General features: G+C 64.5%; 19 protein-coding genes and 1 riboswitch. Of the genes, 11 read left to right on the top strand and 8 right to left on the bottom strand.

The features are described 5' to 3' along the window. Positions 1–100: 100 nt before the first annotated feature. Complete coding sequence (locus LC062_RS00095) at positions 101–448, bottom strand: hypothetical protein (RefSeq protein WP_224909013.1); 348 nt, start codon at positions 446–448, stop codon at positions 101–103. On the opposite strand from LC062_RS00095, the gene LC062_RS00090 reads away from it, so the two are divergent. Further along, positions 447–2,879, top strand: coding sequence for an arylsulfatase (locus tag LC062_RS00090; RefSeq protein ID WP_404829670.1), 2,433 nt, complete (start codon positions 447–449; stop codon positions 2,877–2,879). The two genes, LC062_RS00095 and LC062_RS00090, sit on opposite strands and share 2 nt — an antisense overlap. 51 nt (positions 2,880–2,930) lie before the next feature. On the opposite strand, the gene LC062_RS00085 is transcribed toward LC062_RS00090, so the two are convergent. The 3 genes from LC062_RS00085 to LC062_RS00075 form a co-directional block, all read right to left on the bottom strand. Then, on the bottom strand, positions 2,931–4,055 hold the full coding sequence (locus tag LC062_RS00085) for a ribonucleotide-diphosphate reductase subunit beta (RefSeq protein ID WP_224909011.1): 1,125 nt from the start codon (positions 4,053–4,055) through the stop codon (positions 2,931–2,933). Positions 4,056–4,136: 81 nt separating this feature from the next. Then, positions 4,137–7,004, bottom strand: coding sequence for a ribonucleoside-diphosphate reductase subunit alpha (locus LC062_RS00080; protein WP_224909010.1), 2,868 nt, complete (start codon positions 7,002–7,004; stop codon positions 4,137–4,139). 103 nt (positions 7,005–7,107) lie between these two features. Continuing rightward, a riboswitch (cobalamin riboswitch) is annotated at positions 7,108–7,319 on the bottom strand. A gap of 228 nt (positions 7,320–7,547) precedes the next feature. Next, entirely contained in the window at positions 7,548–8,186 is a 639-nt protein-coding gene (locus LC062_RS00075) for a class I SAM-dependent methyltransferase (RefSeq protein ID WP_224909009.1), read from the bottom strand. A gap of 93 nt (positions 8,187–8,279) precedes the next feature. Between LC062_RS00075 and LC062_RS00070 the strand changes: the two genes are divergently transcribed. Beyond that, the gene (locus LC062_RS00070) at positions 8,280–9,191 is read left to right on the top strand and encodes a LysR family transcriptional regulator (RefSeq protein WP_224909008.1); all 912 of its coding nucleotides are present in this window, start codon (positions 8,280–8,282) and stop codon (positions 9,189–9,191) included. A gap of 30 nt (positions 9,192–9,221) precedes the next feature. Here LC062_RS00070 and LC062_RS00065 read toward each other — a convergent pair whose 3' ends face one another. Continuing rightward, positions 9,222–11,198 (bottom strand): multiheme c-type cytochrome, encoded by a 1,977-nt coding sequence (locus LC062_RS00065; RefSeq protein WP_224909007.1) that lies wholly within the window; start codon positions 11,196–11,198, stop codon positions 9,222–9,224. 124 nt (positions 11,199–11,322) lie between these two features. Further along, a complete protein-coding gene (locus tag LC062_RS00060; protein ID WP_224909006.1) occupies positions 11,323–11,937 on the bottom strand; it encodes an outer membrane protein in 615 nt (204 codons plus the stop codon). 525 nt (positions 11,938–12,462) lie between these two features. On the opposite strand from LC062_RS00060, the gene LC062_RS00055 reads away from it, so the two are divergent. The 9 genes from LC062_RS00055 (at position 12,463) to LC062_RS00015 (ending at position 24,957) form a co-directional block, all read left to right on the top strand. Then, positions 12,463–13,836, top strand: coding sequence for a sigma-54-dependent transcriptional regulator (locus LC062_RS00055; RefSeq protein WP_224909005.1), 1,374 nt, complete (start codon positions 12,463–12,465; stop codon positions 13,834–13,836). After that, on the top strand, positions 13,829–15,859 hold the full coding sequence (locus LC062_RS00050) for a sensor histidine kinase (protein WP_224909004.1): 2,031 nt from the start codon (positions 13,829–13,831) through the stop codon (positions 15,857–15,859). Before LC062_RS00055 ends, LC062_RS00050 begins: the two co-directional genes overlap by 8 nt. 345 nt (positions 15,860–16,204) lie before the next feature. After that, a complete protein-coding gene (locus LC062_RS00045; RefSeq protein WP_224909003.1) occupies positions 16,205–17,920 on the top strand; it encodes an OFA family MFS transporter in 1,716 nt (571 codons plus the stop codon). Between the two features lie 86 nt (positions 17,921–18,006). Further along, positions 18,007–18,903, top strand: a complete 897-nt coding sequence (locus LC062_RS00040; RefSeq protein ID WP_224909002.1) for a LysR family transcriptional regulator — start codon at positions 18,007–18,009, stop codon at positions 18,901–18,903. Positions 18,904–19,016: 113 nt separating this feature from the next. Then, entirely contained in the window at positions 19,017–19,496 is a 480-nt protein-coding gene (locus LC062_RS00035) for a formate dehydrogenase subunit gamma (RefSeq protein WP_224909001.1), read from the top strand. Further along, positions 19,493–21,049 carry a formate dehydrogenase beta subunit gene (locus tag LC062_RS00030; RefSeq protein WP_224909000.1) on the top strand — a complete coding sequence of 519 codons (1,557 nt, stop codon included), beginning with the start codon at positions 19,493–19,495 and terminating at the stop codon, positions 21,047–21,049. The genes LC062_RS00035 and LC062_RS00030 overlap by 4 nt, the downstream gene beginning before the upstream one ends. Before the next feature lie 5 nt (positions 21,050–21,054). Next, a complete protein-coding gene (fdhF, locus tag LC062_RS00025; RefSeq protein ID WP_224908999.1) occupies positions 21,055–23,922 on the top strand; it encodes a formate dehydrogenase subunit alpha in 2,868 nt (955 codons plus the stop codon). A gap of 2 nt (positions 23,923–23,924) precedes the next feature. Then, a complete protein-coding gene (fdhD, locus tag LC062_RS00020) occupies positions 23,925–24,746 on the top strand; it encodes a formate dehydrogenase accessory sulfurtransferase FdhD (protein WP_224908998.1) in 822 nt (273 codons plus the stop codon). After that, a complete protein-coding gene (locus LC062_RS00015) occupies positions 24,736–24,957 on the top strand; it encodes a formate dehydrogenase subunit delta (RefSeq protein ID WP_224908997.1) in 222 nt (73 codons plus the stop codon). The genes fdhD and LC062_RS00015 overlap by 11 nt, the downstream gene beginning before the upstream one ends. Before the next feature lie 107 nt (positions 24,958–25,064). Here the strand turns inward: LC062_RS00015 and LC062_RS00010 are convergent, their stop codons facing one another. Then, positions 25,065–25,211, bottom strand: coding sequence for a hypothetical protein (locus LC062_RS00010; protein WP_224908996.1), 147 nt, complete (start codon positions 25,209–25,211; stop codon positions 25,065–25,067). After that, positions 25,208–26,437, bottom strand: coding sequence for an MFS transporter (locus LC062_RS00005; RefSeq protein WP_224908995.1), 1,230 nt, complete (start codon positions 26,435–26,437; stop codon positions 25,208–25,210). The genes LC062_RS00010 and LC062_RS00005 overlap by 4 nt, the downstream gene beginning before the upstream one ends. Between the last annotated feature and the right edge of the window lie 162 nt (positions 26,438–26,599).

The raw sequence follows: 26,599 nt of genomic DNA, 5'->3' as shown, positions 1-26,599 counted from the left end.
CTACTCGGGGAAAATCCGCGTCCAGCCGTCCTTCATGCTGACGATGCCCCCAATGCAAGGCATGCCCAGCGCCGGACAAAAGCCGCCCCCGCTGGAACCATCAGCGGTGTATCGGCGATCGGATCATCAAGTACAAATCATGAATGCAGGATTCATTATTTTCAATCCATGAAATACATGCTTTCATACAAAATGCATTTTCCGCCCGCGATCTGGAATGCGCCGAAACGAGCCCCGAAGACATCCAACCGGAATTTCGAGACAACAAAGACGACGTCGGGAACGGTAGGGTCTTTTCAGAATCCACCTCTACGTCATTGAAAAACAAGTCTTGAAGGCAGGAGGCCAAGGTGAGCAGCAAAACAACAATAGCCACTGTGCGCAGGTTCTCTTCAACACTGACGACGCTTGCGGTTATCGCCGGAACCTGTGGAAGCGCAGCCGCCATCGAAGTGACAGGAACATTGGGCTCGCCTAGCGCCACCAGCACCATCGAGGGCACGCGGTTGCCGGCGCCGGACCCGACATTCGGCGGTGAGATCAAGGAAGATGCACTTTCCTCCGAGCCGTGGTGGCCACCGCGCATCGTGCCACCGCCGCAGGCTCCCAATGTTCTGCTGATCATCACCGATGATGCCGGCTTTGGCGTCCCGAGCACATTTGGCGGCGTGATCCCGACCCCGACCATGGACCGGCTGGCGCAGGAAGGCCTGCGCTACACCAACATTCATTCCACGGCACTGTGCTCACCGACACGCGCCGCGCTCATCACCGGGCGGAACCATCACTCCGCGGGCTTTGGCGTGATCTCCGAACAGTCGACGGGTTTCCCTGGCTACAACAGCATCATCCCGGAGGACAAGGCCACCATCGGCAAGATCCTGCGCGACAATGGCTATGCCACCTCCTGGTTCGGCAAGAACCATAACACGCCGGCCTTCGCCGCCAGCCAGGCCGGGCCGTTCGATCAATGGCCGGCAGGCATGGGGTTTGAATATTTCTACGGCTTCGTCGGCGGCGACGCCAATCAGTGGCAACCGAACCTCTTCCGCAACACCACCCAGATCTACCCGTTCACGGGCCAGCCAGAGTGGAACCTTGTAACCGGCATGGCCGATGATGCGATCGCCTACCTCGGCCGTCTCAATCAAACCGTCCCGGACAAGCCGTTCTTCGTGAAATACGCGCCGGGCGCGACCCACGCTCCCCACCACCCGACGAAGGAATGGGTCGAGAAAATCCGGGCCATGCACCTGTTCGACGATGGCTGGAACAAGCTCCAGGCGCGGATCTTCGAGAACCAGAAGCGGCTTGGCGTGATCCCCGCGGACACCGAGCTTGCCCCCTGGCCGGAGAAGGTCCTCAAGAACTGGGAAGACCTCAGCGCCGAGGAACAGAAGCTCTACATCCGCCAGGTGGAGGTCTTCGCCGCCTATGCCGCCTACAGCGACCATGAAATCGGCCGTGTCATTCAGGCCATCGAGGACATGGGCAAGCTGGAAAACACGCTGATCATCTATATCAATGGCGACAACGGCACCAGCGCCGAGGGCGGACCGTTTGGCACGCCCAACGAAGTGGCGTTTTTCAATGGCGTCTCCGTTCCGGTCGAAGCCCAGATGAAGTGGTACGACACCTGGGGCACCGAGCAGACCTACAACCATATGTCGGCGGGCTGGTCCTGGGCCTTTGATGCGCCCTTCACCTGGTTCAAGCAGAACGCCTCCAAGCTTGGCGGCATTCGCCAGAACATGGCCATCTCCTGGCCGGCCCGCATCACGGACAAGGGCGGCCTGCGCACCCAGTTCATGCATGTGATCGACGTGGTGCCGACCCTTCTCGAAGTCTCCGGCATCCCCGCCCCCGAGTATGTGGACGGCATCAAGCAGGCGCCGATCGAGGGGACGAGTTTCGCCTATACCTTCGACAAGGAAAACGCCGACGAACCGTCACGGCACAAGACGCAGTACTTCGAGATGATGGGTCAATGGGCGCTCTATCACGAAGGCTGGCTGCTCAGCACAGAGGTGAACCGCGCGCCCTGGGAGGCCTATGGTCCGGCGAACACCGATCCTCTGAACAATCAGGTGCTTGAACTTTATGACCTGACCAAGGACTACAGCCAGTCGCGCAACATCGCCGACCAGCACCCGGACAAGGTGAAGGAGCTGAAGGCGATGTTCATCGCGGAGGCGAAGAAGTATCAGGTCTTCCCGATGGACGCCTCGGTTGCCGCCCGGCTCGGCGCGCCGCGCCCGAATATCACCGCGGGCCGCAGCGAGTTCGTCTACACTCAGCCGATGACCGGACTGCCGCAGGGGGATTCCCCCGTGCTCCTCAACAGCTCCTATACGATCACAGCGGAAATCACCGTCCCGGAGGGCGGCGCGGAAGGCATGATCCTGACCTCAGGCGGCCGGTTCGCCGGCTACGGCTTCTACCTGTTGAAGGGCAAGCCGGTCTTCCTGTGGAACCTCATCGATCTGGAGCGCATCAAATGGGAAGGACCGGACGTGCTGACGCCTGGCCGGCATACGGTCGAGTTTGCGTTCGACTATGACGGAATTGGCGCCGGCACCCTGCGCTACAACAGCTTCAGTGGTCTAGGCCGCTCCGGCACCGGAACACTGAAGGTGGATGGCAAGACGGTCGACACCCGCAAGATGGAGAAGACCCTGCCGATGATCCTGCAATGGGACGAGGCGTTCGACATCGGCTCCGACACCCTGACCGGCGTCAATGACGCCGACTACCAGCCGCCCTTCCCCCTGACCGCCAAGCTGGAAAAGTTGACGATCAAGGTGGACCGGCCGCAACTGTCGGAAGCCGATATCGAAAAGCTCAAATCCGCCATGCGCAACAACAGCTCAAGCGAATAGGCCCCGGCCTGCCCCCCGCAATCACTGATGCCTTGCGGGGGGCCTCGCCTCTCAGTCCCAGCTCAGCGCGCCGCCGTTCTGGTACTCGATGACGCGGGTTTCGAAGAAGTTCTTCTCCTTCTTCAGGTCCATCGCCTCGCTCATCCACGGGAAGGGATTTTCCGTCTCCGCATAGACCGGCTGAAGGCCAAGCTGCGCGCAGCGCCGGTTGGCGATGAAATGCATGTATTGCTCGCAGAGCGCTGCATTGAGCCCGAGGAAGCCGCGCGGAATGGTGTCGCGCCCGTATGCGGCCTCCAGTTCCGCCGCCTCGGCGATCATCCCCCGCACCTCCTCCTGGAACGCCGCGCTCCACAGATGCGGGTTCTCCAGTTTGATCTGGTTGATGACGTCGATGCCGAAGTTCAGATGGATCGATTCATCTCGCAGGATGTACTGATACTGCTCGGCGATCCCGACCATCTTGTTGCGCCGTCCCAGCGACAGGATCTGCGCGAAGCCAGTGTAGAACCACATACCTTCGAAGATGACATAGAACGCCACCAGATCGCGCAGGAACGCCTGATCGGCCTCCGGCGTTCCCGTCCGGAACTCCGGATCGTCCAGGTTCTGCGTGTGTTTCAGCGCCCAGGCCGCCTTGTCGGTGATCGAGGGCACCTCGCGATACATGTTGAACAACTCCCCCTCGTCGAGCGCCAGGCTTTCCACGATGTACTGGAACGTATGGGTATGGATGGCCTCCTCGAAGGCTTGGCGCAGCAGGTACTGGCGGCACTCCGGATTGGTGAGATGGCGGTAGATCGCCAGCACGATGTTGTTGGCGACCAGGCTTTCCGAGGCGGCGAAGAAGCCGAGGTTACGCTTCAGCATCCGCCGTTCGTCGTCGGTCAGACCATCGCGCGACTTCCACAGCGCGATGTCCGCCTGCATCGACACTTCCGTCGGCATCCAGTGGTTGTTGCAGCCGGACAGGTATTTCTCCCAGGCCCAGCGGTATTTGAGCGGCAGGAGCTGGTTCACGTCGGCACGGGCGTTGATCATGCGCTTGTCATCGACGGACACGCGCGCGCCGCCGCGTTCGATTTCGCCAAGGCCGGTGGCATCGGTGGGGGCAGCGTCATCGGCGGGCGCCGGCCTGGGGGTGGGGACGGATGAGGGATCGGACCAATCGAGCATCGGAATTTCCTTGAAAACGGTCTGGGGATCCGGCGCGCGCACTCACGCGCCGGCGTCTTTGGTGTCTTCTCTCGTCGCGTCTTACTGACACGCCTCGCAGTCCGGATCGTCGATGGCGCAGGCCCCGCCCCAGGCGCTTCCCGGCTCGGCCGTAGCAGCCACAGAAGACACCGCGTTCAGCTTGCCGTCCGTGCCCTTCAGCGTCGACTTCTCCACATGGGTGGCGGAGCGCGAGCGCAGGTAATAGGTGGTCTTCAGACCCTTCTTCCAGGCCAGCCGGTAAAGCGCGTCGAGCTTCCGCCCGCTCGGATTGGCGATGTAAAGGTTCAGCGACTGGGCCTGATCGATCCATTTCTGACGGCGTGAGGCCGCTTCGATCAGCCAGGCGGAATCGATTTCGAAGGCTGTCGCATAAAGCGCCTTGAGATCGTCCGGCACCCGGTCGATCTGCCCGACGGACCCGTCGAAATACTTCAGGTCCGACATCATCACCTCGTCCCACAATCCCCGCGCCTTCAGGTCATGGACAAGCCGGGCATTCACCACGGTAAAGTCGCCCGACATGTTCGATTTGACGAAAAGGTTCTGGTAGCTGGGCTCGATCGACTGCGACACGCCGCAGATGTTGGAGATCGTCGCGGTCGGGGCAATCGCCATCACGTTGGAATTGCGCATGCCGGTGGTCCTCACCTGCTGGCGCAAGGCCTCCCAGTCCAGTGTTGCCGAGCGGTCCATCTCCACACCGGGCCGCGCCTCCTGCAACAGCCCGATGCTGTCGATGGGCAGCACGCCTCTGGACCACAGCGAACCGTCAAAGCTGGCGTAGCGACCACGCTCCGCGCTGAGGTCGACCGAGGCGGCAATCGCATGGTAGCTGATCGCCTCCATGCTCCGGTCGGCAAACTCCACCGCCTCCTCCGAGGCATAGGCGATGCCCAGCTTCTGAAGCGCATCCTGGAAGCCCATCAGGCCGAGCCCCACGGGGCGGTGGCGAAGGTTGGAGCGGCGCGCTTCGGGGATGGTGTAGAAGTTGATGTCGACCACATTGTCGAGCATCCGCATGGCGGTGCCGACGGTTCGCGCGAGCCGTTCCATGTCGAGCCGACCGTCGATGATGTGATTGGCGAGATTGACCGAGCCGAGATTGCAGACGGCGACCTCGTCCTTCGCCGTGTTGAGGGTGATTTCCGTGCACAGGTTGGACGAATGCACCACACCCACATGGCCTTGCGGCGAGCGGATGTTGCAGGGGTCCTTGAAGGTGATCCAGGGATGCCCGGTCTCGAACAGCATGGTCAGCATCCGCCGCCACAGATCGACCGCGCGCACCGTCTTGAAGACGCGCACATCGCCCGCCGCCGCCCGGGCTTCATGGGCCTCATAGGCCGCCTTGAACGCCGCGCCGTAAAGGTCGTGCAGATCCGGCGTCTCATTGGGCGAGAACAGCGTCCAGGTGCCATCCGCCTCGACCCGCTCCATGAACAGATCCGGCACCCAGTTGGCGGTGTTCATGTCATGGGTGCGGCGGCGGTCGTCACCGGTGTTCTTGCGCAGATCGAGGAACTCCTCGATGTCGATATGCCAGGTCTCCAGATAGGCGCAGACCGCCCCTTTTCGCTTGCCCCCCTGATTGACGGCAATCGCCGTGTCATTGGCCACCTTCAGGAAGGGAACCACCCCCTGGCTTTCCCCATTGGTGCCCTTGATATGCGCGCCGAGCCCACGCACCGGTGTCCAGTCGTTGCCAAGACCACCAGAGTATTTCGCGAGCAGCGCATTGTCCTTCACCGCCTTGAAGATCCCCTCCAGATCATCGGAGACCGTGGTCAGGAAGCAGGAGGAGAGCTGCGGCCGCAGCGTGCCGGAATTGAAGAGGGTCGGCGTCGAGGCCATGAAGTCAAAGGAGGACAAAAGGTCGTAGAATTCGATGGCGCGGGCCTCGCGGTCGATCTCGCGCACCGCAAGCCCCATGGCGACCCGCATGAAGAACGCTTGCGGCAACTCGAAGCGCTTTCCCCCCGCATGCAGGAAATAACGGTCGTAGAGCGTCTGCAGCCCCAGATACTGGAAGGTCAGGTCCCGTTCGGGCCTCAAGGCGGCCCCGAGCCGTTCCAGGTCGAAGCGGCCAAGCTCCGGGTCGATCAGTTCGGCATTGATGCCCGCCTCAACGAACTGGTGGAAGTAGCCGGGGTAGCGCTCCTTCATCTCCGCCTGCGTCGCCTCTTCCGCCCTGCCGGTGACGAAACTCAGTGCCTCGCGGCGCAGCCGGTCGAGCAAAAGCCGCGCGGACACGAAGGCATAGTCGGGCTCCTGCTCCACCAGGGTGCGTGCCGCCAGGATCGGCGCCAGCGACAGCTCGTCCTGACGAATTCCATCATAGAGATTGCGGCGGGTCTCGGTCAGGATCGGCTCCGCCGTCACCGCCTCCAGCCCGGCGCAGGCTTCCGCGACAACCGCGACAAGCCGCGCCTCATCGAGCGGCACCTGCCGGCCGTCCTCAAGGGTCATCCGCAGCGCCGGCGCCCCCTTGTCCGCCGGAGTGGCCTCCGCCGCCGCGCGCTCGCGGGCGCGCTCTTCCCGATAGAGCACATAGGCGCGGGCAACGCGGTGATGCTCGCCGCGCATCATCGCCAGTTCCACCTGATCCTGAATGTCCTCGATATGGAAGGTGCGGCCGCTGTCGACACGCCGGGTCAATGCGGACACGACGTTGCCGGTCAGTTCCTCGACACAATCGTGAACCCGGCGCGATCCGGCCGCAGAGGCCCCCTCCACGGCCAGAAAGGCCTTGGTGAGCGCAACCGTGATCTTGCCCGGATCGAACGGCGTCACCGCGCCATTGCGGCGGATGACGCGATACTCCGGCTCTGGCGTTGCGGAGCTGTGCGTGTCGGTCGGAAAAGGGGCCTTGATGGCCCCGGTGGTCTGCAAATCTGCGGTCGCCGGCATGATGATCCCCGTGGCGGTCTGGCGGCGGGACGGCACGGAGGCAGGCGGCACCACGGGGAAAGACCGGCGGCAGCACGCGCACCACCGGGACACCCCGCCCGTGGACGTTCATTTCATCGTGGCAGGTCTCCTGGCTCGCAGGTCATCGCCGCTGTCTGGCCTTCCCGGCGCCCGCTCGGCGCCAGTGACACGATGTGACAGCAGCTCACTGCTTACAGTTGCGGGGGCAGCGCCGGACTTGCGTTTCGCGCACCGGCTTCCCTCTTAGCTTCCGATCGATGAGGAATCGAAAGAACCACGACCACCGCATTTCGTAGTCAAGCACCCCACCATGTCAACATATTGTTGACATGGCATATGGACGGCCCATCAGCCAACACGGCTGCGGGCACCGCCTTGCTCTGGAAAATGGGGAGATCGAACCGGAAACCGGCGTTTATCGCGCGGCGAAAAACGTGAGGAAAAAACGCCGGCGGTGAGCCTCGCGCCCGAAGGCGCGCCCCGCAGCATAGGCCGATGTTGCTCCCCAGCGCACTAGGGGGATTACTTTCGGCGTGCGGCGATGAAGGGACGGTGGTCGTTGCCACGACTGGCGTGGGTCTCCACCGCCAGGATCTCGAACCCCGCATCGGCAATGTGCTGGCTGAGCTCCTCCGCCCCCAGCGACCGCACATAAGGCGCCACGCCGACAGCGCGCATCACGGGCAGCACCAACCAGCGGATGAGTGGGGTCATGTCCGTAAGGCACGGGGTCTTGGAGATGAACAGCCCCTCTTCGGCAAGCATGCCGTGAATGCTGCGCAAGGTGCCGGGCAGATCGCGCAAGAGGTGGAGGTAGTTGAACGCAAGAACCGCATTCACCCGGGGCACGTCGCCCGCCAGATCCTCCGCTGTTGTCACCTGGAAAGTAAGCCCGTCCACCGGAGCGGCGGCCTGTTTGTCCCGCGCCAGCGCGATCATTTCGGCGGAGAAATCCGTCGCCAGATAGCTCTCCACGGCCCCGGAGAGCACCAGCGCCGTGGAGCCGGTGCCGCAGCCGAGTTCGACGACCCGGTCGTCCGGCCGCAGCAAGGCGCGGCAGCGCTCCAGCGTGCGGGCATACCCGGCCTCATCGGTGATCGCCCGGGCCGCATATTTCCCGGCCACCCGATCCCAAAACCCCGCGTCACGTTCCGTGCTCATGATCTCGCCTCCTTCACGCCTCGCGGCCGGGGAGTATCATATGCAGGCTTCAGGTAAATTGCCGAAATTCTCATGATTGATATACGTATATGCATGAGAAGCCTCGACTGGAACCACCTTCGCGCCTTTCACGCCACCGCCACCGCCGGCTCCCTGTCGGCCGCGGCCCGCCAGCTTGGCCTGACGCAACCCACCTTGTCGCGTCAGGTCCAGTCTCTGGAAGAGCAACTGGGCGTCGCGCTGTTCGAGCGGCCGGGCCGCAAGCTGGTGCTGACGCCGACGGGCCACGAGATGCTTAAACATATCCGCACCATGGCGGATGCGGCGCAGGCCGCAGCCCTGACCGCCGGCGGCGAGATGCAGGAACTTCGCGGCCGGGTGTGCATCTCGGCAAGCGACAGCGTGGCCGCCTATCTGCTGCCCGGGATCGTCGCACGCCTGCGGGCAGAAGCGCCCCGGCTGACCATCGAGATCCTTGCCGCGAACGAGCTTAGCGACCTGCACCAGAGGGAAGCGGATATCGCGATCCGGCACCAGCCCCCGGACCGGCCCGGGTTGGCGGGGCAGCACCTGCGCGACACGGAGGCCGGCTTCTATGCCTCCGAAAACTGGATCGCCCGCAACGGGATGCCGGCAACCCTCACCGAGCTCGCCGGGGACGACCTGCTTGGCTTTGACGACACGGCTCGCTTTTCCGCCTATCTGCGCGGGACCGGCATTCCCATGGAGGCGGACGACTTCCGCCTGGTCTCCAGTTCCTCGGTCACCGTCTGGGAGATGGTCAAACGCGGGCTGGGCGTGGCGCCGATGCTGTGCGACATCGCCGAGCGCACCCCCGGGGTGGTGCGACTCCTGCCGGACCTGGCGACAACCCCGGTGCCGATCTGGCTGGTGACCCATGACGCGTTGCAGGCCAGCCCGCGCATCCGGCTGGTGCTGAAGGTTCTCGCCGAGGAATTGGGCGCCCGAACGGGCGAAGCTGGCAACCGCAACGCCGAATGCTGAGCGCCCTGCCCCATCACCCCGCCAGGCGCTCTACCGTGCGAAATAGGGTTTGAGCGCCGTCAGGTTCGGATCGCCCGGATTGGCGGCAAGCCCCTTCTGCAAAGCCACTTGCGCGGCCGCCATATCCCTGACCGCAAGCAGAATCCGGACCTGCATGATCCAGGCATCGACCATCTGCGGATCGAGCCGGGTCACTTCCCCAAACGCGGCAACCGCGGCCTTCGGATTGCGCATCGCCAGCGCCGCGCCGCCAAGGACGAGATGCGTTTCCGGGAAATCGAGCTTGGCGGCATTTGCCGCCTGCCATTCCTTCGACGCGGAGCGCGCCGCCCGGTCGATCTGCGGCGGCAGGTGGGCGACGGGCAGACCGAGCATTTCCCGCGCGGCGGCGATCCGCACCGCCTTCACCGGATCTTCCAACGCTTCGGCGATCCGATGCAATCGGTCAGGGGGCTGAGCCGCCCGCTGAACGGAGACGGCAGCGGCGCGAACCAGCGGGTCGGCATCGCGGATCAGCGGCGCCGCGCGCGCGGCCATCTGCGGTGTCGCCCGCTCCGCCAACAGGTTGAGCGCGGTGGCACGCACGATGCCCGGTAACCCGTCGTGCCCGGCAAGCTCAAGCAATTCCGCATCGAAACCGCTCGGGTTCTGCTGCGCGCCCGCCAACACCTCCCCGTAATGCGGGCCGCGATGGGTGCTCTCCGGGAAGCGCTTTTTCAACGCCGCCGCCGCCCAGCTTGCCGGCTTGTCAGCGTGACAATCGGTACAGGCATTGGGCGTACCGAGCGTCTCGGTCAGATCGGGTCGCGGCACGCGAAAGGAATGATCCCGGCGGCCATCGATCCCCATGTAGACCCGCTCGATCATGTGACAGGAAACGCATTGGGCACCGGCAGTTCCCGACTCATGAAAATGATGGGAGGGATCGTCATAGCGCCGCGCCGTCAGGGACGGGAACGCCGCATTGCCGGTGGGCGAATGGCATTGGGTGCAGACCGCGTTGCCTTCGGCCCGCAAGTCCCCGCCATGCGGCTCATGACAGTTCGAGCAGCGCACGCCCTTGTTGTACATTTTCGACTGAAGGAACGAGCCATAGACATAGACTTCGTCCAGGATCTGCCCATCCGGGTGGTAGAGCCCCGGGGTCAGGAGCGCCAGCCGATAGCTGTCGTGAAAGGGCGTGCCGGGCAGCGGATTGCCATCCGCGAAAGGCTCCCGGCGCGCATGACACCCGGCGCATTGCTGAATTTCCACCTCCGGAAGGCCCTTGGCGAAGCTGACCGGCAAGCCGGTGTCCCCCGAGCCGGGAAACGGGCTGCTCTGACCGCCCTTGCCGGCCCGCGCCCATGCGACATGCGCCGCGCCGGGCCCGTGGCAGGCTTCGCAGCCGACGCCGATTTCCGCCTGGGTGCTGGAATAGCTTCTGCTGCGAAGATCGTAGGCCTTCGAAAACCCGGTTGCGTGACATTCCGCGCAGCGGGCATTCCAGGTCTTGTACGGTCCGGACCAGTGCAGCCCGTCCTTCGGCGTCAGCTTCTGGTCCGGATAAAGGTGATACCAGCGCTTCTTCTGCTGATCCCAGACGACATCGAACGACTGCAACCGGCCGGGCTCGGTCTCAAGGAGATACTGTTGCAAGGGCGCGATGCCGCCGACGCCCTCAACCTTGAAGGCTCTCCGCCCACCTGGAAAATCCTCGGTTTCGATGACGTAGTCGCCATCCTGCCTGAAGAACCGGGTGGTCCGCCCATCCTTGCTGAAGGTGGCCCCGCTGAAATCGCCGTCGACCGTCTCTTCGCTCGGCGCCATCCAGGCGCGGGCATGATGGGAGGACCGCCAAGCCTTGGCTTCCGCTTCATGGCAGCCGGCGCAAACGGTGGAGCCGACATAGACAGGATGAGGAGTGGAGCCGGCGGCCGGGTCGCCGCCCTCCGCGCGGGCTGCGCTCGCGCCAAGCCCAAGCGCCAGAAACAACAGCGGAACGAGGAAATCGACAAATTTCTTCAAGGCGTAATTCCTTGTTTATCTTAAGAAATCCGCGAATTCCTCACCTGGCGGCTCCTCACCCGGAACCCGAAACGACAACGGTGCCGCGCCTTGCCGCGACAGCAGCGGCGCGGCCGAAACGCGCCTAGAAACTGAAGGCCACGCCCAGCAACGGCCCATGGGTGATCGTGTCATAGGAAAAGGCCGACCTGCCGCTCTTGCCATTGTCGTAGTTCACGCCGACGGCCTTGTACTGCAGGTGAAGAGCCCAGTTCTCGTTGAAGTGATAGCCAACCCCGGCCTGCGCGCCCCAGGTGAACTCCGAAACAAGGCCGAAGCCACCGATGTTGCCGCTGCCGTAAAGGGACCATGTGTCGGAGAGAAAATACTGGCCGCGCACGCCGATGACCGGATCGACCCATTGTTCGGTAATCGTTCGGGAGAAGGTATTGCCCGGCACATTCGCGTCCACACCGAGCTGATTGTACCACCAGCGCCCGCCCGCATAGGCCTCGGCCCAGTTTCGGTCCTCGGACCAGAACCGGTAGCCGAAGAACCCTTCCGTCACCAACTGCTTGACGCTGGCCTTGACCGATCCGCCAATGGCGGGAAACGTCCGGCCGCTGCCCAGATCCATGTAGGCCACATCGAGCGAGGCGCCGAAGCGGTTGTCGTAGAGCACCTCCACATGGCCCATGGCGCCGAACTGAAGGTTCTCGAAGATCGTTCCCGGCGAAACGTTCAGATCGGTCGTCGGCAATCGGCCGATCCTCGACGTGCCCGTGATGGTCGGCCCGAGCATGTATGGCGCGATGACGAATTTCCATGCGCCCTCTTCCCGGGGCGCCGGTTGCTCCGCGGGTGGCGGCGCCGAGGGAAAATCGGCGGCAAGGGCCGAACCGCAGGCCAGGCAAAGTATTAGAACACTGTAAGCTGGCACGCGCATGGTCGTCCCCTTTCGATCACAAAAATCAGGCTCCGGCTATCGTGACGTAATATTCGCCTATCTTTTCGAATCGGTCAGCCATTATTTTGCGAACGGGATTACGCCCTCACCCGCAACTTCTGATCGAGTCTGGCTGAATCTCCGCTGAAAGCGCAAGCTCTACCGCCAAAGCCCGGCGTTCCCTCCGTTGTCGCCTCTCCGGCGCAGCAGGTCATGGCGCGGAATTCGGCACCCTTTGGGAAATCTGTTGCGAAATCCTGTGAAATTTCCTCAAATGCGCCCAAAATCACGCCCGCAAAGGGCTCGCTTCCGGGGAGGGGCAGGATGGGCTCGCAGTCCATGGCTGAGGCGACTGATACGCGAAACGATTCAGAGTTCAGCCCCAGGCTGGGACATGCGTCCATCCTCATCGTCGATGACGAACCGGGCATGCGCAACTTCCTTGTCCGGATTCTGCAGCCCCACTGTGCCCGCATCGACGAGGCCGCCGATACGGTTGAGGCCTCCAAACGGCTCGATGCCCAGCAGTATGATGTGGTCATCATGGACAACATCATGCCCGGCAAGACCGGCGTGGAGTGGCTGGCGGAACAGCGCGGCATCGGCTTCTTCGCCGATGCCATCCTGATGACCGCCTATGCGGATCTGGAAACCGCCATTCAGGCGCTGCGGGCGGGCGCGGTCGATTTCATCCTCAAGCCGTTCCGCTCCAACCAGTTGCTCAACGCCGTCGCCCGCTGCCTCGACCGCTCGACCCTGGCACGGGAAAACCAGCTCCTGCGGCATCAGCTACATGCCACCTCCGACCACCTGCTGTTGCGCGACAAGCTGATCGGCCATTCGCACCAGATCGGCGAGGTGCGCCAGACCATCGCCCGCGTCGCGCCGCTTCCCACCTCGATCCTGATCACCGGAGAATCGGGAACCGGCAAGGAGGTGGTCGCCCGCTCGATCCATGACCTGTCGGATCGCCGCGACAAGCCCTTCGTGCCGATCAACTGCGCGGCGATCCCCAGCGACATGATCGAGGCGGAGCTGTTCGGCCATCTGAAGGGCGCCTTCACCGGCGCCGGCACGGATCGCGACGGGCTGTTCATGCATGCCCAGGGCGGCACGCTGTTTCTCGATGAGATCGGCGAGTTGCCGCTGGCGCTGCAAAGCAAGCTGCTGCGGGCACTCGAGGACCGGCGCATCCGCCCGGTCGGCTCGGAACGGGAGGTGCGGGTCGACCTGCGCTTCGTCTTCGCCACCAACGCCAACCTTGAGGACGAGATCGCCGCCGGACGGTTTCGCGCCGATCTCTTCTACCGGATCAATGTGATGCAGATCGAGATGCCGCCCTTGCGCGAGCGCGGCACGGACATTCAGGAACTGGCCGACCTGTTCATGCAGAAGCTGGCGCGGCAGCTCGGCATGCCGCCAGTGCCGATGGACGATGAGGTCATCGCCGGGCTGCTGGCCTATGACTGGCCGGGCAACGTGCGCGAGCTGCGCAACCTCGTCGAACGCTCGCTCATTCTCGGCCGCTTCCCGGAAGAGTTTCACCGCCGGGGGGCCTCGGCTCCGAAGCCGGATGACACGCTGGAGGCGGTCGAACGCCGCCATATCCTGACAGTGCTCGATCAGGCTGGCGGCAACCGCGCCGAGGCCGCCCGCCGGCTGGGCATCGCCCGCAAGACCATCGACCGAAAGCTCGCCGACTGGAATGCCTGAGACCACGCCCGCACAAGGGCCGCGCCGGCGGCGCCTGTCCGTCCGTGTACGGCTGCTGGCGCTTGCCCTGCTGCCGACGCTGGTGGTGCTGCCGATCTTTCTCGGCGTCGCCATGGTGCGCTGGAACGCCAAGTTCGATGCGCTGCTGAAGAGCAAGGTCAATGGCGACCTGACCATCGCTCATCAGTATGTCGCCCGGATCCTGGAAAACAGCGGCGAGAAGATCGACGCCCTGGGCTCCTCCGCCGCGTTCCGTGATGTGATCGACAGCCGCGACCCCGCCGCGCTCGCCGCCCTCTTGGAGCGGCAACGCCAGAAGTTGGGCCTCGATTTTCTCTATCTGGCCAGCGGCGCGGGAACGGTGCTCGCGGCCTCGCCCGCCACCGCCCGTCCACGCCTTTCCCCGGATTGGCCGGTGATCAGGAAGGCCCTGGCCGGCACACCGGCAACCGGTATCGACATCTTCGAGCACGCGGACCTCGCGGCGATCTCCCTCGACCTTGCCGAACGGGCGAAACTGGAGTTGGTGCCCACAGTCAATGCGCTGCCAAGCCCGCGACAGGTGGAGGATCGCGGCATGATGGTGCATTCGGCGAGCCCGGTCTCCTTGCCCGGACAGCCCGCCTCCGCTCTGGTCGGCGGACTGTTGCTCAATCAGAATCTCGTCTTCATCGATACCATCAACGATCTCGTCTACCGGGAGGCCAGCCTGCCGGAAGGCAGCCAGGGCACCGCCACCCTGTTTCTGGACGATGTGCGCATCAGCACCAATGTCCGTCTGTTCGAAGGCCGCCGGGCGCTCGGCACGCGGGTTTCGGCGGTGGTGCGGGAACGGGTGCTCGATGAGGGCCGGACCTGGCTCGACAGCGCCTTTGTCGTCAACGACTGGTACATCTCCGCCTATGAGCCGATCACCGACAGCCGAGGCCGGAATGTCGGCATGCTCTATGTCGGCTTTCTCGAAGCCCCCTTCTATCAGGCCAAGCTCGCCACCCTCCTGGCGCTCGGCCTTGGCTTTCTGGTCGTCACCGCCGGCAGCGTGCCGCTGTTCCTGCGCTGGGCGCGCGGCGTCTTCAAGCCGCTGGAGCGGATGAACCAGACCATTGCCCGGGTCGAACGGGGGGATCTGGGCGCGCGCACGGGCACGGGTGCGAGCAGCGCCAGCGACGAAATCGCCCGGGTCGCCCGGCAGCTCGACGACCTCCTGGAACAGGTGCAGGAGCGCGACCGGCAGCTACGGCGCTGGAACGAGGAGCTGAACAGCCGGGTGGAGGCGCGCACCCGCGATCTGAAGATGGCCAACCGGCGGCTGGAGGACACCACCAAACAACTGATCCTGTCGGAAAAGCTCGCCGCCATCGGCGAGATCACCGCCGGCGTCGCCCATGAGATCAACAATCCGATTGCCGTCATTCAGGGCAACATGGAGGTGCTGCGGATGCTGCTCGGCCGTCATGCGGAGCTGGCGAGCACGGAAATCCGGCTGATCGACGAGCAGGTCGACCGCATCAACCAGATCGTGATGAAGCTGCTGCAATTCGCCAAGCCGGACGAATACGCCGGCCAGGCAGACCGGCACGCGCCGGCGGATGTGATCTCGGACTGTCTGCCTCTGGTGCGCCATCTGCTACGCCAGGCGGACATCGCAGTTCTCCGCGACAACAGCGCCACCCGGCAGGTCTTGATGAACCGGACCGAGCTGCAACAGGTGCTGGTCAACCTCTTGGTCAATGCCATTCACGCCATGCCACATGGAGGAACGCTGACCCTGCGCTCCCGCGATGCGGAGAACGACGGCCGGCCGGGGGTGGCGATCGAGGTCGCCGACACCGGCGCCGGCATCCCCGCAGCCGTCGCCGCGCGCATCTTCGATCCGTTCTACACCACCAAATCCCGCGAGGGCACTGGCCTCGGCCTGTCGATCACCCGCACGCTGGTGACCCGCCATGGCGGCACCATCGACTTCCGGACCGATCCCAACACCGGCACCTGTTTCAGGGTGTGGTTGCCGCAGGCAATGTAGCGCCCAGCGCGGGCGTCAGCCCCTTCTGGACAAAATGTCCACTTCACCCGCACCCATCCCGGACCAGGTGTGGTCGAAATGTCCCCTCCCGATTGGCGATTAGAATTACCCGATTGAAAATCCAGATGAATTCAAATTGGCGCCGAACTTGCTTCGCTGGAACCGCTGCCCGGGGGAGGACGGGTTGCGGCGACAGTCCGCCGGCATGATACGGCGTGGCCACAAGATTGCCGCGCGCCCTGCCCTCCCCCGCTGGCTGCACGGCATTCCGGCTCACCGCGAGCCGAACCGGGAAAAGACCGGACGGAATGCCAGCCAAACAGCGCATGGGAGGAAAGTAAGTGCATGTTTGACCGGCTGAAAAAGGAACACATCGTCGCCGACGACGATTTCAACCGCTGGAAGGTTCCGCCAGCATCCATCGCCATTCACCTTTGTATCGGCTCCGTCTACGCCTGGAGCATCTTCAATCCGCCGCTGACCAAGCAGTTCGGCGTGGTGGCGGCCTCCTCCGGTGACTGGAGCCTGTCCTCCGTCGTCTGGATCTTCTCCGTGGCGATTGTCTTCCTCGGCCTTGCGGCGGCCTTCGGCGGCAAGTGGCTGGAGGAAGTCGGCCCGCGCATGGTCGGCGTCGTCGCCGGACTATGCTGGGGCGGCGGCTTCATCATCGGCGGGCTGGGCATCATGACCCACCAGCTCTGGCTGGTGTATCTCGGCTATGGTGTCATCGGCGGCTGCGGTCTCGGCCTTGGCTATGTCTCGCCGGTCTCGACGCTGATCCGCTGGTTCCCGGACCGGCGCGGCATGGCGACCGGCATGGCCATCATGGGCTTTGGCGGCGGCGCGATGATCGCCACGCCGATCAAGGAATATCTGCTCGGCCTGTTCTACAAGGCGCCGGAGTATCTCGGCCCCCAGGCGGCGGTGGAGATGGTGACGGAGGCCGGCAAGCGCATGGCCGAGGTCAACGGCCAGCTCGTCGAGGTGGTGATCGCCGGCGCCAAACAGGTGGCCGCGGCCCCGATTCCGCTGGAGGAAGGCGTCTATGTGGTCGGCACCGGCAACACCGGCGCGGCCGGCACCTTCTTCACCCTCGGAATTGCCTATTTCGTGGTGATGATGATCGCCTCCTTCTCCTACCGGGTGCCGCGCGAAGGCTGGCTGCCCAAGGGCTGGACGCCGCCGACCGCCGATGCGGCCTCGCGCAAGATGATCACCCACAACAACGTTCACATCGACCAGGCCCTGCGCACGCCGCAGTTCTACCTGCTGTGGATCGTCCTGTGCTTCAACGTCACCGCCGGCATCGGTGTGATCGGCGTTGCCAAGACGATGATGACGGAGATCTTCGGCACGACCCTGCCGCTGATCGTCAACTCCGCCTTCGCCGCGACCTATGTGTTCATGATCTCGGTCTTCAACATGGTCGGCCGGTTCTTCTGGGCCTCCGCCTCCGACTATATCGGGCGCAAGAACACCTATTACTGCTTCTTCATCATCGGTATCGCACTCTACCTGTCGATCCCCTTCGCGGCGGCTCAGGTGAGCGTCAATCCGGCGGTGACCTGGCTGGTGATGTTCTATGCGGCGACCATGGTGATCTTCACCATGTACGGCGGCGGCTTCGCCACCATCCCGGCCTATCTGGCGGATATCTTCGGCACCAAGTATGTCGGCGGCATCCATGGCCGGCTCTTGACTGCCTGGAGCACCGCCGGCGTGCTCGGGCCCCTGGCCATCACCCAGTTGCGCAACCTGTCGCTGAACAGCTCGATCAAGGAGCTGGCCGCCAAGGTCGATCCGGCGACCTTCACCGAGAAGTTCGGCGCCGGGCTCGATCAGCTCGATCAACTCGTCGCGGCAAAAACGGTGACGATCGCCCAGTTGATGGAGATCGCTCCGGCGGGTACGGTCGATCCGACCTCAAGCCTTTACAACACCACCATGTATGCGATGGCCGGCTTGCTCGTCATCGCATTGATCTGCAATGCGCTGGTTCGCCCGGTGCATGAAAAACATCACATGGAAGCCGGTGAAGGCGCAGAGCCGGCACGCGCCTGACCCATCGCTGAAGGCGCCCGGGAACCTTGCGTTTCCGGGCGCCTTTCCCCCCTTCCCGGTTCACCGGCACCCGAAACGGACCTTCAATGATCGACAAGCTGGAAATGTTCATCGCCCTGGCGCGGGAACAGCATTTCGGACGCGCGGCGGAGGAATGCGGCGTGACCCAGCCGACCCTTTCGGCTGCGATCAAGCAGCTTGAAGAGCAACTGGGAGCCCTGCTGGTGCTGCGCGGCTCTCGCTTTCAGGGACTGACGCCCGAGGGGCAACGGGTGCTGGAATGGGCACGGCGGCTGGTGGCCGATGCCCGGACCATGCAGCAGGAGATCCGAAGCGGCCGCCACGCCCTGTCCGGCCATCTGCGCCTTGCGGTCATTCCGACCGCGCTCGCCTATCTGCCGGAGCTGACCATGCCCTTCAGCAAGGAACACGCCGGCGTGACCTTCTCGATCCTGTCGCGCTCCTCGGTGGAAATCCTGTCGCTGCTGGAGAACCTGGAGGTGGACGCCGGCATCACCTACCTGGACAACGAGCCAATGCGGCGCGTCCTGCAGGTGCCGCTCTATCGGGAGCGCTACTGCCTCGTCACCGCCGCCGGCGCCCGCCTTTCGGACCGCAGCCACGTCACCTGGTGCGATGTCAGCACGGTTCCGCTTTGCCTTCTGACCCCGGACATGCAGAACCGCCGGATCGTCGACAGCATCCTCGCCGGCGTCGGCATGACCGCCGACCCGACGCTGGAAACCGATTCCGTCGTCTCGCTGTTCGCCCATGTGCGCACCGGATGCTGGGCAAGCATTGTCCCCGAAAGCCTGGCGGCGGCCTTCTCCTCAGACGCGCTGAAGGTCATCCCGATCACCGAGCCGGATGCCGGCACCCTCGTCGGGCTGGTCACCACACACCGCGAGCCGCATGCGCCGTTGATCGCCGCCCTGTTGCGGCTGACCCGGCGGATTGCCGCCGCCGATCCCAGACTGCAATAGGTCGGCCGGACCGTCGATAGAAATGTGCTATCGCACAACGGAACTGCGATATTGATCTTGCCGATGGTTGCCCTGCATCTTCTCCCGATATGCGCGAATGAGGGAGAAAACGCATGGGTTTGCAGGATTCTGCGCAGAATATAACGGAGCGCACGGCGGAAATCGTCTCCAGGAATGCGCAGCTTGAAGGGCCACTGCTGCCCATCCTCCATGACGTTCATCATGCGTTCGGCTGTGTGCCGGAAGCCGCGATCCAGCCGATTGCCGATGGGCTGAACCTCAGCCGCGCCGAAGTCCATGGCGTCGTCAGCTTCTATCACGATTTCCGCAAGTCCCCGGCCGGCCGGCACACCCTCAAGCTCTGCCGCGCCGAGGCCTGTCAGTCCGTGGGCGGCGACCAGCTCGCGGAAGACGTCATGCGGGCGCTTGGCATCGATTGGCACGAAACGACGCCGGACGGCCGGATCACCCTGGAGCCGGTCTATTGCCTCGGCCTGTGTTCCTGCGCGCCCGCCGCCATGATGGATGACACGCTCCACGGGCGGCTCGATGCGACCTCCGTCAAGGACATCGTCGCGGAGGCAAGCCGATGACCCCGACCATCTTCATCCCCTGCGACGCCGCCGCGCTTGCCGTGGGCGCCGACAAGGTCGCCGCCGCCATCGCCAATGAGCTTTCCGCACGCGGACTGGAAGCCACCATCGTCCGCAACGGCTCGCGCGGGCTTCATTGGCTGGAACCGCTCGTTGAGGTGCGCACGGGCCATGGCCGGATCGCCTACGGGCCGGTCCGGCCTGCCGATGTCCCCGGTCTCTTCGATGCCGGGTTCCTTTCCGGCGGCGACCACCCGCTGTGCCACGGCCGTACGAAGGAGATGCCCTACCTGAAGGGCCAGACCCGCCTCACCTTTGCCCGCTGCGGCGTCACCGATCCGCTGTCGCTGGAGGATTATCGCCACTACCAGGGCCTGAAGGGGCTGGAGAAGGCGGTGACCATGACCCCGGCCGACATCGTGCGCGAGGTCACCGACAGCGGACTGCGCGGACGCGGCGGCGCCGGCTTCCCCACCGGCATCAAGTGGAACACCGTGCTGGGCGCGCCCGGCGCGCAGAAATACATCGTCTGCAATGCGGATGAAGGCGACAGCGGCACCTTCGCCGACCGGATGATCATGGAGGGCGACCCCTTCGTCCTGATCGAGGGCATGGCGATTGCCGGCATCGCCACCGGCGCGACCAGGGGTTACATCTACACCCGCTCCGAATACCCGCATGCGGTCGCCATCATGCGCAAGGCGATCGAGATCGCCCGCCGCGCCGGGATCCTCGGACCTTCCGTGCTCGGCTCGGCCCATGCCTTCGACATGGAGGTGCGGGTCGGCGCCGGCGCCTATGTCTGCGGCGAGGAAACCTCGCTGCTCAACAGCCTTGAGGGCAAGCGCGGCGTCGTGCGCGCCAAGCCGCCACTGCCGGCGCTCGAAGGCCTGTTCGGCTGCCCGACCGTGGTCAACAACGTGATGTCGCTCGCCTCCGTGCCGGTGATCCTCGATCGGGGCGCGGCGTTCTACCGCGACTTTGGCGTCGGCCGGTCCCATGGCACCATCCCGATCCAGCTTGCCGGCAACATCAAGCATGGCGGGCTCTACGAGACCGCCTTCGGCCTGACCCTTGGCGAGCTGATCCATGACATCGGCGGCGGCACCGCAAGCGGGCGCCCGGTCAAGGCGGTGCAGGTCGGCGGACCGCTCGGCGCCTATTTCCCGCCGGCACTGTTCGACACCGTGTTCGACTACGAGGCCTTCGCCGCGCGCGGCGGACTGATCGGCCATGCAGGCATCGTCGTCTTCGACGACACCGCCGACATGCTGAAGCAGGCCCGCTTTGCCATGGAGTTCTGCGCGGTCGAAAGCTGCGGCAAGTGCACCCCCTGCCGCCTCGGCGCGGTGCGCGGCACCGAGGTGCTGGACAAGATCGCGAAGGGCGAGAGCCCGGAGGCGAATATCGCGCTGCTGGAAGACCTCTGCAACACCATGAAGCTCGGCTCGCTCTGCGCGCTCGGCGGCTTCGCGCCCTATCCGGTGGAAAGCGCCCTCACCCATTTCCCGGATGATTTCGACAAAAATCCCTTTCTCCAGGCGGCGGAGTAACAGCCATGTCCCTGATCAAGGAAACCGACTACGGCACGCCGGCCTCCCGGTCGCAGGAGACCGTGACCCTGACCGTCGATGGCTTTGACGTCACCGTCCCGGCGGGCACCTCCGTCATGCGCGCCTCGATGGAAGCGGGCATTCAGATCCCCAAGCTGTGCGCCACCGACATGGTCGACGCCTTCGGCTCCTGCCGCCTGTGCCTGGTGGAGATCGAGGGACGGCGCGGCACGCCCGCCTCCTGCACCACGCCGGTGGAAGAGGGCATGGTGGTGCGCACCCAGACCGGCCGTCTGAAGGACCTGCGCCGGGGCGTGATGGAGCTTTACATCTCCGACCACCCGCTGGACTGCCTGACCTGCGCGGCCAATGGCGACTGCGAATTGCAGGACATGGCCGGCGCGGTCGGTCTGCGCGATGTTCGCTACGGCTATGAGGGTGCCGGCCACGTCACCGCCCGGCAGAATGGCGAGGACAATCCCCGCTACATGCCCAAGGACGAGACCAACCCCTATTTCACCTACGATCCGTCCAAATGCATCGTCTGCTCGCGCTGCGTGCGGGCCTGCGAGGAGGTGCAGGGCACCTTCGCGCTGACCATCGAGGGGCGCGGCTTCGACTCCCGCGTCTCCCCGGGCATGTCCGAGACCTTCCTCGCCTCCGAGTGCGTGTCCTGCGGCGCCTGCGTCCAGGCCTGCCCGACGGCGACCTTGCAGGAAAAATCGGTGATCGAGATCGGCCAGCCGGAACATTCGGTGGTCACCACTTGCGCCTATTGCGGTGTCGGCTGCTCCTTCAAGGCGGAAATGCGCGGTGATGAACTGGTGCGCATGGTGCCCTACAAGGATGGCAAGGCAAATGCCGGTCATTCCTGCGTCAAGGGGCGCTTTGCCTATGGCTACGCCAACCACAGGGACCGGATCCTCAACCCGATGATCCGCGAGACAATCGACCAGCCCTGGCGCGAAGTATCCTGGGACGAGGCGCTGGGGTTCGCGGCATCGCGGCTGCGCGGCATTCAGGAAGCCCATGGCAAGGAGGCCATCGGCGTCATCACCTCCTCCCGCTGCACCAACGAAGAGACCTATCTGGTCCAGAAACTGACCCGCGCGGTGTTCGGCAACAACAACACCGACACCTGCGCCCGTGTCTGCCATTCGCCGACCGGCTACGGCCTGGGCCAGACCTTCGGCACCTCGGCCGGAACCCAGGATTTCGAGAGCGTCGAACAGGCGGATGTGGTGGTAGTGATCGGCGCCAATCCGACCGACGGCCATCCGGTGTTCGGCTCGCGCCTGAAGAAGCGGCTGCGCCAGGGCGCGCGGCTGATCGTCATCGACCCGCGCCGCATCGACCTCGTCAAGTCGCCGCATATCGCCGCCGCCCATCATCTCGCCCTGCGTCCGGGCACCAATGTGGCGGTGGTGACGGCCCTCGCCCATGTGATCGTCACCGAGGGACTGCACGACGAGACCTTCATCCGCGAGCGCTGCGACTGGGAGGAATTCCAGGACTACGCCGAATTCGTCGCCGACCCGGCGCACAGCCCGGAAGCGGTCGAGGCGCTGACCGGCGTCCCGGCGGCGGAGATGCGCGCCGCGGCCCGGCTTTACGCTCAGGGCGGCAACGGCGCCATCTACTACGGGCTTGGCGTCACCGAACACAGCCAGGGCTCGACCACGGTGATCGGCATCGCGAACCTCGCCATGATGACCGGCAACATCGGCCGGCCCGGTGTCGGCGTGAACCCGCTGCGCGGCCAGAACAACGTGCAAGGGTCCTGCGACATGGGCTCCTTCCCGCACGAGCTGCCCGGCTATCGCCACGTGAAGAACGCCGATGTGCGGGCGATCTACGAAGCCGCCTGGGGCGTCGACATCTCGCCCGAGCCGGGTTTGCGCATCCCCAACATGCTCGACGCGGCCGTCGATGGCAGTTTCCGGGGGCTCTACGTCCAGGGCGAGGATATCCTTCAGTCCGATCCGGACACCAAGCACGTCTCCGCCGGCCTGGCGGCGATGGACTGCGTCATCGTCCATGATCTCTTCCTGAACGAAACCGCCAACTACGCCCATGTGTTCCTGCCGGGCTCGACCTTCCTGGAAAAGGACGGCACCTTCACCAACGCCGAACGGCGGATCAACCGGGTGCGCAAGGTGATGGCGCCGCGCAATGGCTATGCCGACTGGGAGGTCACCCAGTTGCTGGCCAATGCCATGGGCGCCAACTGGAATTACACCCATCCGCGCGAGATCATGGCCGAGATCGCGGCAACCACGCCGAGCTTCGCCAATGTCACCTACAAGCTGCTGGAGGAGATGGGCTCGGTGCAGTGGCCCTGCAACGACGCCAGTCCCGAAGGCGCGCCGGTGATGCATGTGGACCGCTTCGTGCGCGGTCGCGGCCGTTTCATCCGCACCGATTACGTGGCGACCGACGAGCGGGCCGGCCCGCGCTTCCCCCTGCTCCTGACCACCGGCCGGATCCTCAGCCAGTACAATGTCGGCGCCCAGACCCGGCGAACCGACAATGTGGTCTGGCACAGCGAGGATGTGCTGGAGATCAATGCCCACGACGCGGAGCTGCGCGGCGTCAAGGAGGGCGACTGGGTGAAGCTCGCCAGCCGCTCCGGCGAGACGTCGCTGAGGGCACAGATCACCGACCGGGTGTCGCCGGGCGTCGTCTACACCACCTTCCACCACCCCGGCACCCAGGCCAATGTCATCACCACCGACTATTCCGACTGGGCGACCAACTGCCCGGAATACAAGGTCACGGCGGTTCAGGTGTCGCGCTCGAACGGTCCGACGGACTGGCAGGAAGAGTATGAACGCCTGTCGGCCCGCTCCCGGCGGATCGAGGCGGCGGAGTAGCCATGAAGCCGCATCGCGAACTTTCGGCAATCTCGCATCACGGGGGACGGTTCACCGCCTCCGCGCGGGCGCTGGCCAATGAGGTCGCGGTGGCCATCAGCTACAACGGCACCTCGCAGGCGGTGCTGATGGCAACCCCGTCGGACCTCGCCGATCTTGCCATCGGCTTCTCCCTGACCGAGGGCATCGTCGCCGCAGCCGACGAGATCGAGCGCATCGAGACGGTCGATTGCGGGCGTGGTCTCGACGTTCAGCTCTGGCTGGCGGAGGATGCCGCCGGTCGGCTGGCAGCGCGTCGCCGGTCGATGGCCGGACCGGTCGGTTGCGGGCTGTGCGGCATCGAAAGCCTTGAGGAAGCGATGCGGGCAACGCCGCAGGTCACGGCGGACGCGCGGTTCTCCGCGGCCGATGTCGCCAGCGCGGTCGAGGCGATCACCGAGGCGCAGGCCCTGCACCGGCGCACCCGTTCGGTGCACGCCGCCGGCTGTTTTTGCCCGCAAAACGGGCTGGTCGCGCTGCGTGAGGATGTGGGTCGGCACAATGCGCTCGACAAGCTGATCGGCGCCCTCACCGCGACCGGGCAGCAAGCAGCCTTCGCCGGCGGGGCGCTGGTGCTGACCAGCCGCCTGTCGGTCGAGCTGATCCAGAAGGCCGCCATCGCCGGTTGCGGCATCCTGATTGCCATGTCGGCGCCAACGGCCCTTGCGGTGGAAACGGCGGATCACGCACGGATTACCCTGGTCGGGTCGGTACGCGAGACCGGTTTTGAGATTTACACGCATCCGGAACGGATTATCGGAGGAGCTCTTCTACATGTCGCCTGACAAGCTCGCCTATATGGCGAACCAGATCGCCACCTTCTTCCGGCATGCTCCCCGCGAAGAGGCGGTTTCCAGCATTGCCGAGCACATCAGCAATTTCTGGGAACCGCGTATGCGCAGCCAGTTCTTCGATCTTCTGGCGCGGGAGAAGGAGCGCTTCGACCCGCTGGTTCAGGACGCCGGGCAGCAGGTCCGCCCGATCGCCGAGGCCTGACGGCGCGCAACGAACCGCCCCCCTGCACAGAACACCTGTTCACAGTGCGAAAACCAGAAAGCCCCGGGCATTGCCCGGGGCTTTTTCAAAACTCGCCACATCCAGCCTCAGCCGCAAAGCCGCATGAAGGTGGCGTAGGTGTAGACGAACACGGGATCGAGATACGCGAGGAACCCGTAGATCGACACCGCCAGCAGTGCCGCAACCAGCAGCGCCTTCACGGCAAGGGAGGCCGACGACCGTTCATCGCTCATGCCGGCACCGCCTCGGCAGCCTTCGGCCTTGCGACTTCCCGATCATTGATCGGCATGTGCAACAGGGCCGCCAGAACGCCAATCCCGATCGAGAACCACCAGATGTAGCTGTAGGACCCGGTGGTATCGAAGACATAGCCAGCCATCCAGATACCGAAAAACGCGCCGAGCTGGTGGCCGAAGAAGACAAACCCGAAGAGGGTCGTCAGATATCGGGTGCCGAAGATCTGCCCGACCAGCCCGCTCGTCAGCGGCACGGTCCCCAGCCACAGAAAGCCCATCACCGCCGCGAACAGATAGGTGCTGATCGGCGTCAGCGGCAGGGAGATGAAGGCGATCATCGCGACCACACGGCAGACGTAGAGGAAGGTCAGCGTGTATTTGCGCCGGAAGATCGACCCGCCGACATAGCCGAACACAAAGGTTCCGGCGACATTGGTCAGCGAGATCAGGGCAATCGCCGTGCCGCCGACGGACAGCGGCAGCCCCTGATCGACAAGATACGGCGGGATATGCCCGGCCAGGAACGCAAGCTGGAAGCCGCAGGCCATGAAGCCAAGGTTGAGGTACCAGAAGCCGCTGTGCCGGAACGCTTCGGAGATCGCCGCCCACATGGAAAGCTCGCCGTGGCCGGCAACTTCATCCGAGCCTTTCGCCCGCAGAAACCAGGCCAGCGGGCACATCGCGGCAAACAGAACGGCAAGAACAAGGAACGTCCCATCCCAGTTCTGCGAATTCAAAAGCTGATGAACGAAGGGCACGACGAGGAACTGGACCAGACCGCCAATCGCGCCAACCGCGCCGATGGCCCAGGCCCGATCCCCTGGAGGAACGATCTTGCTCACCGCGCCGTAGATGACACCGAAGGCCGTGCCGGCAAGTCCGATCCCGACGAGAACGCCGGCATTGAAGCTGAAGATCAGGAAGTCAGGCGCGTAGGCCATGGCGAAGAGACCGGCAGCATAGATCAGCACGCCGAAGATGATGACCTTCGCCGGACCGAACCGATCCGCCGCCATCCCCGTCACCGGCTGCGTCAATCCCCAGACCAGATTCTGCAGCGCAAAGGCAAAGCCGACATCCTCGATCGACCAATCCATGCTCATGGTCACGGGCAGCATGAACAGCCCCTGCGACTGACGGATGCCAAGCGACAACCCCATGATACTGCCGCCAGCGAGGACGAGCAGGCCCCAGCGGCCCAAGACTCCATTCATAAGGTTCATCGGCATTCCCTCCATAGATCAATCGATAAACAAAACATGAACTTCAAGCGGGACGGCGCCCTGCCCGGCTGTCCCTCCTGCCGGAAGGTGCTCCACGGGCCGCCATCGTCTCAAAAGGGCGATGGCACCACCTTCCCGGGCCATGGGTTGACGCCGTCGCGC

The sequence above is a fragment of the Stappia indica genome (assembly GCF_020177335.1).
In the GTDB taxonomy this organism is placed as follows: Bacteria; Pseudomonadota; Alphaproteobacteria; order Rhizobiales; family Stappiaceae; genus Stappia; species Stappia indica_B.
This window is presented reverse-complemented; position numbering and strand designations above follow the sequence as displayed.

Excerpts from the sequence above, each read along its gene's own strand:
- LC062_RS00070 (WP_224909008.1), top strand. The coding sequence starts at position 8,280 with ATGAGAAGCCTCGACTGGAACCACCTTCGCGCCTTTCACGCCACCGCC.
- LC062_RS00045 (WP_224909003.1), top strand. The coding sequence starts at position 16,205 with ATGTTTGACCGGCTGAAAAAGGAACACATCGTCGCCGACGACGATTTC.
- fdhF (WP_224908999.1), top strand. The coding sequence starts at position 21,055 with ATGTCCCTGATCAAGGAAACCGACTACGGCACGCCGGCCTCCCGGTCG.
- LC062_RS00030 (WP_224909000.1), top strand. The coding sequence starts at position 19,493 with ATGACCCCGACCATCTTCATCCCCTGCGACGCCGCCGCGCTTGCCGTG.
- LC062_RS00095 (WP_224909013.1), bottom strand. The coding sequence starts at position 448 with ATGGCGGCTGCGCTTCCACAGGTTCCGGCGATAACCGCAAGCGTCGTC.
- LC062_RS00005 (WP_224908995.1), bottom strand. The coding sequence starts at position 26,437 with ATGAACCTTATGAATGGAGTCTTGGGCCGCTGGGGCCTGCTCGTCCTC.
- LC062_RS00015 (WP_224908997.1), top strand. The coding sequence starts at position 24,736 with ATGTCGCCTGACAAGCTCGCCTATATGGCGAACCAGATCGCCACCTTC.
- LC062_RS00055 (WP_224909005.1), top strand. The coding sequence starts at position 12,463 with ATGGCTGAGGCGACTGATACGCGAAACGATTCAGAGTTCAGCCCCAGG.
- LC062_RS00080 (WP_224909010.1), bottom strand. The coding sequence starts at position 7,004 with ATGCCGGCGACCGCAGATTTGCAGACCACCGGGGCCATCAAGGCCCCT.
- LC062_RS00075 (WP_224909009.1), bottom strand. The coding sequence starts at position 8,186 with ATGAGCACGGAACGTGACGCGGGGTTTTGGGATCGGGTGGCCGGGAAA.
- LC062_RS00035 (WP_224909001.1), top strand. The coding sequence starts at position 19,017 with ATGGGTTTGCAGGATTCTGCGCAGAATATAACGGAGCGCACGGCGGAA.
- fdhD (WP_224908998.1), top strand. The coding sequence starts at position 23,925 with ATGAAGCCGCATCGCGAACTTTCGGCAATCTCGCATCACGGGGGACGG.
- LC062_RS00040 (WP_224909002.1), top strand. The coding sequence starts at position 18,007 with ATGATCGACAAGCTGGAAATGTTCATCGCCCTGGCGCGGGAACAGCAT.
- LC062_RS00085 (WP_224909011.1), bottom strand. The coding sequence starts at position 4,055 with ATGCTCGATTGGTCCGATCCCTCATCCGTCCCCACCCCCAGGCCGGCG.
- LC062_RS00050 (WP_224909004.1), top strand. The coding sequence starts at position 13,829 with ATGCCTGAGACCACGCCCGCACAAGGGCCGCGCCGGCGGCGCCTGTCC.
- LC062_RS00010 (WP_224908996.1), bottom strand. The coding sequence starts at position 25,211 with ATGAGCGATGAACGGTCGTCGGCCTCCCTTGCCGTGAAGGCGCTGCTG.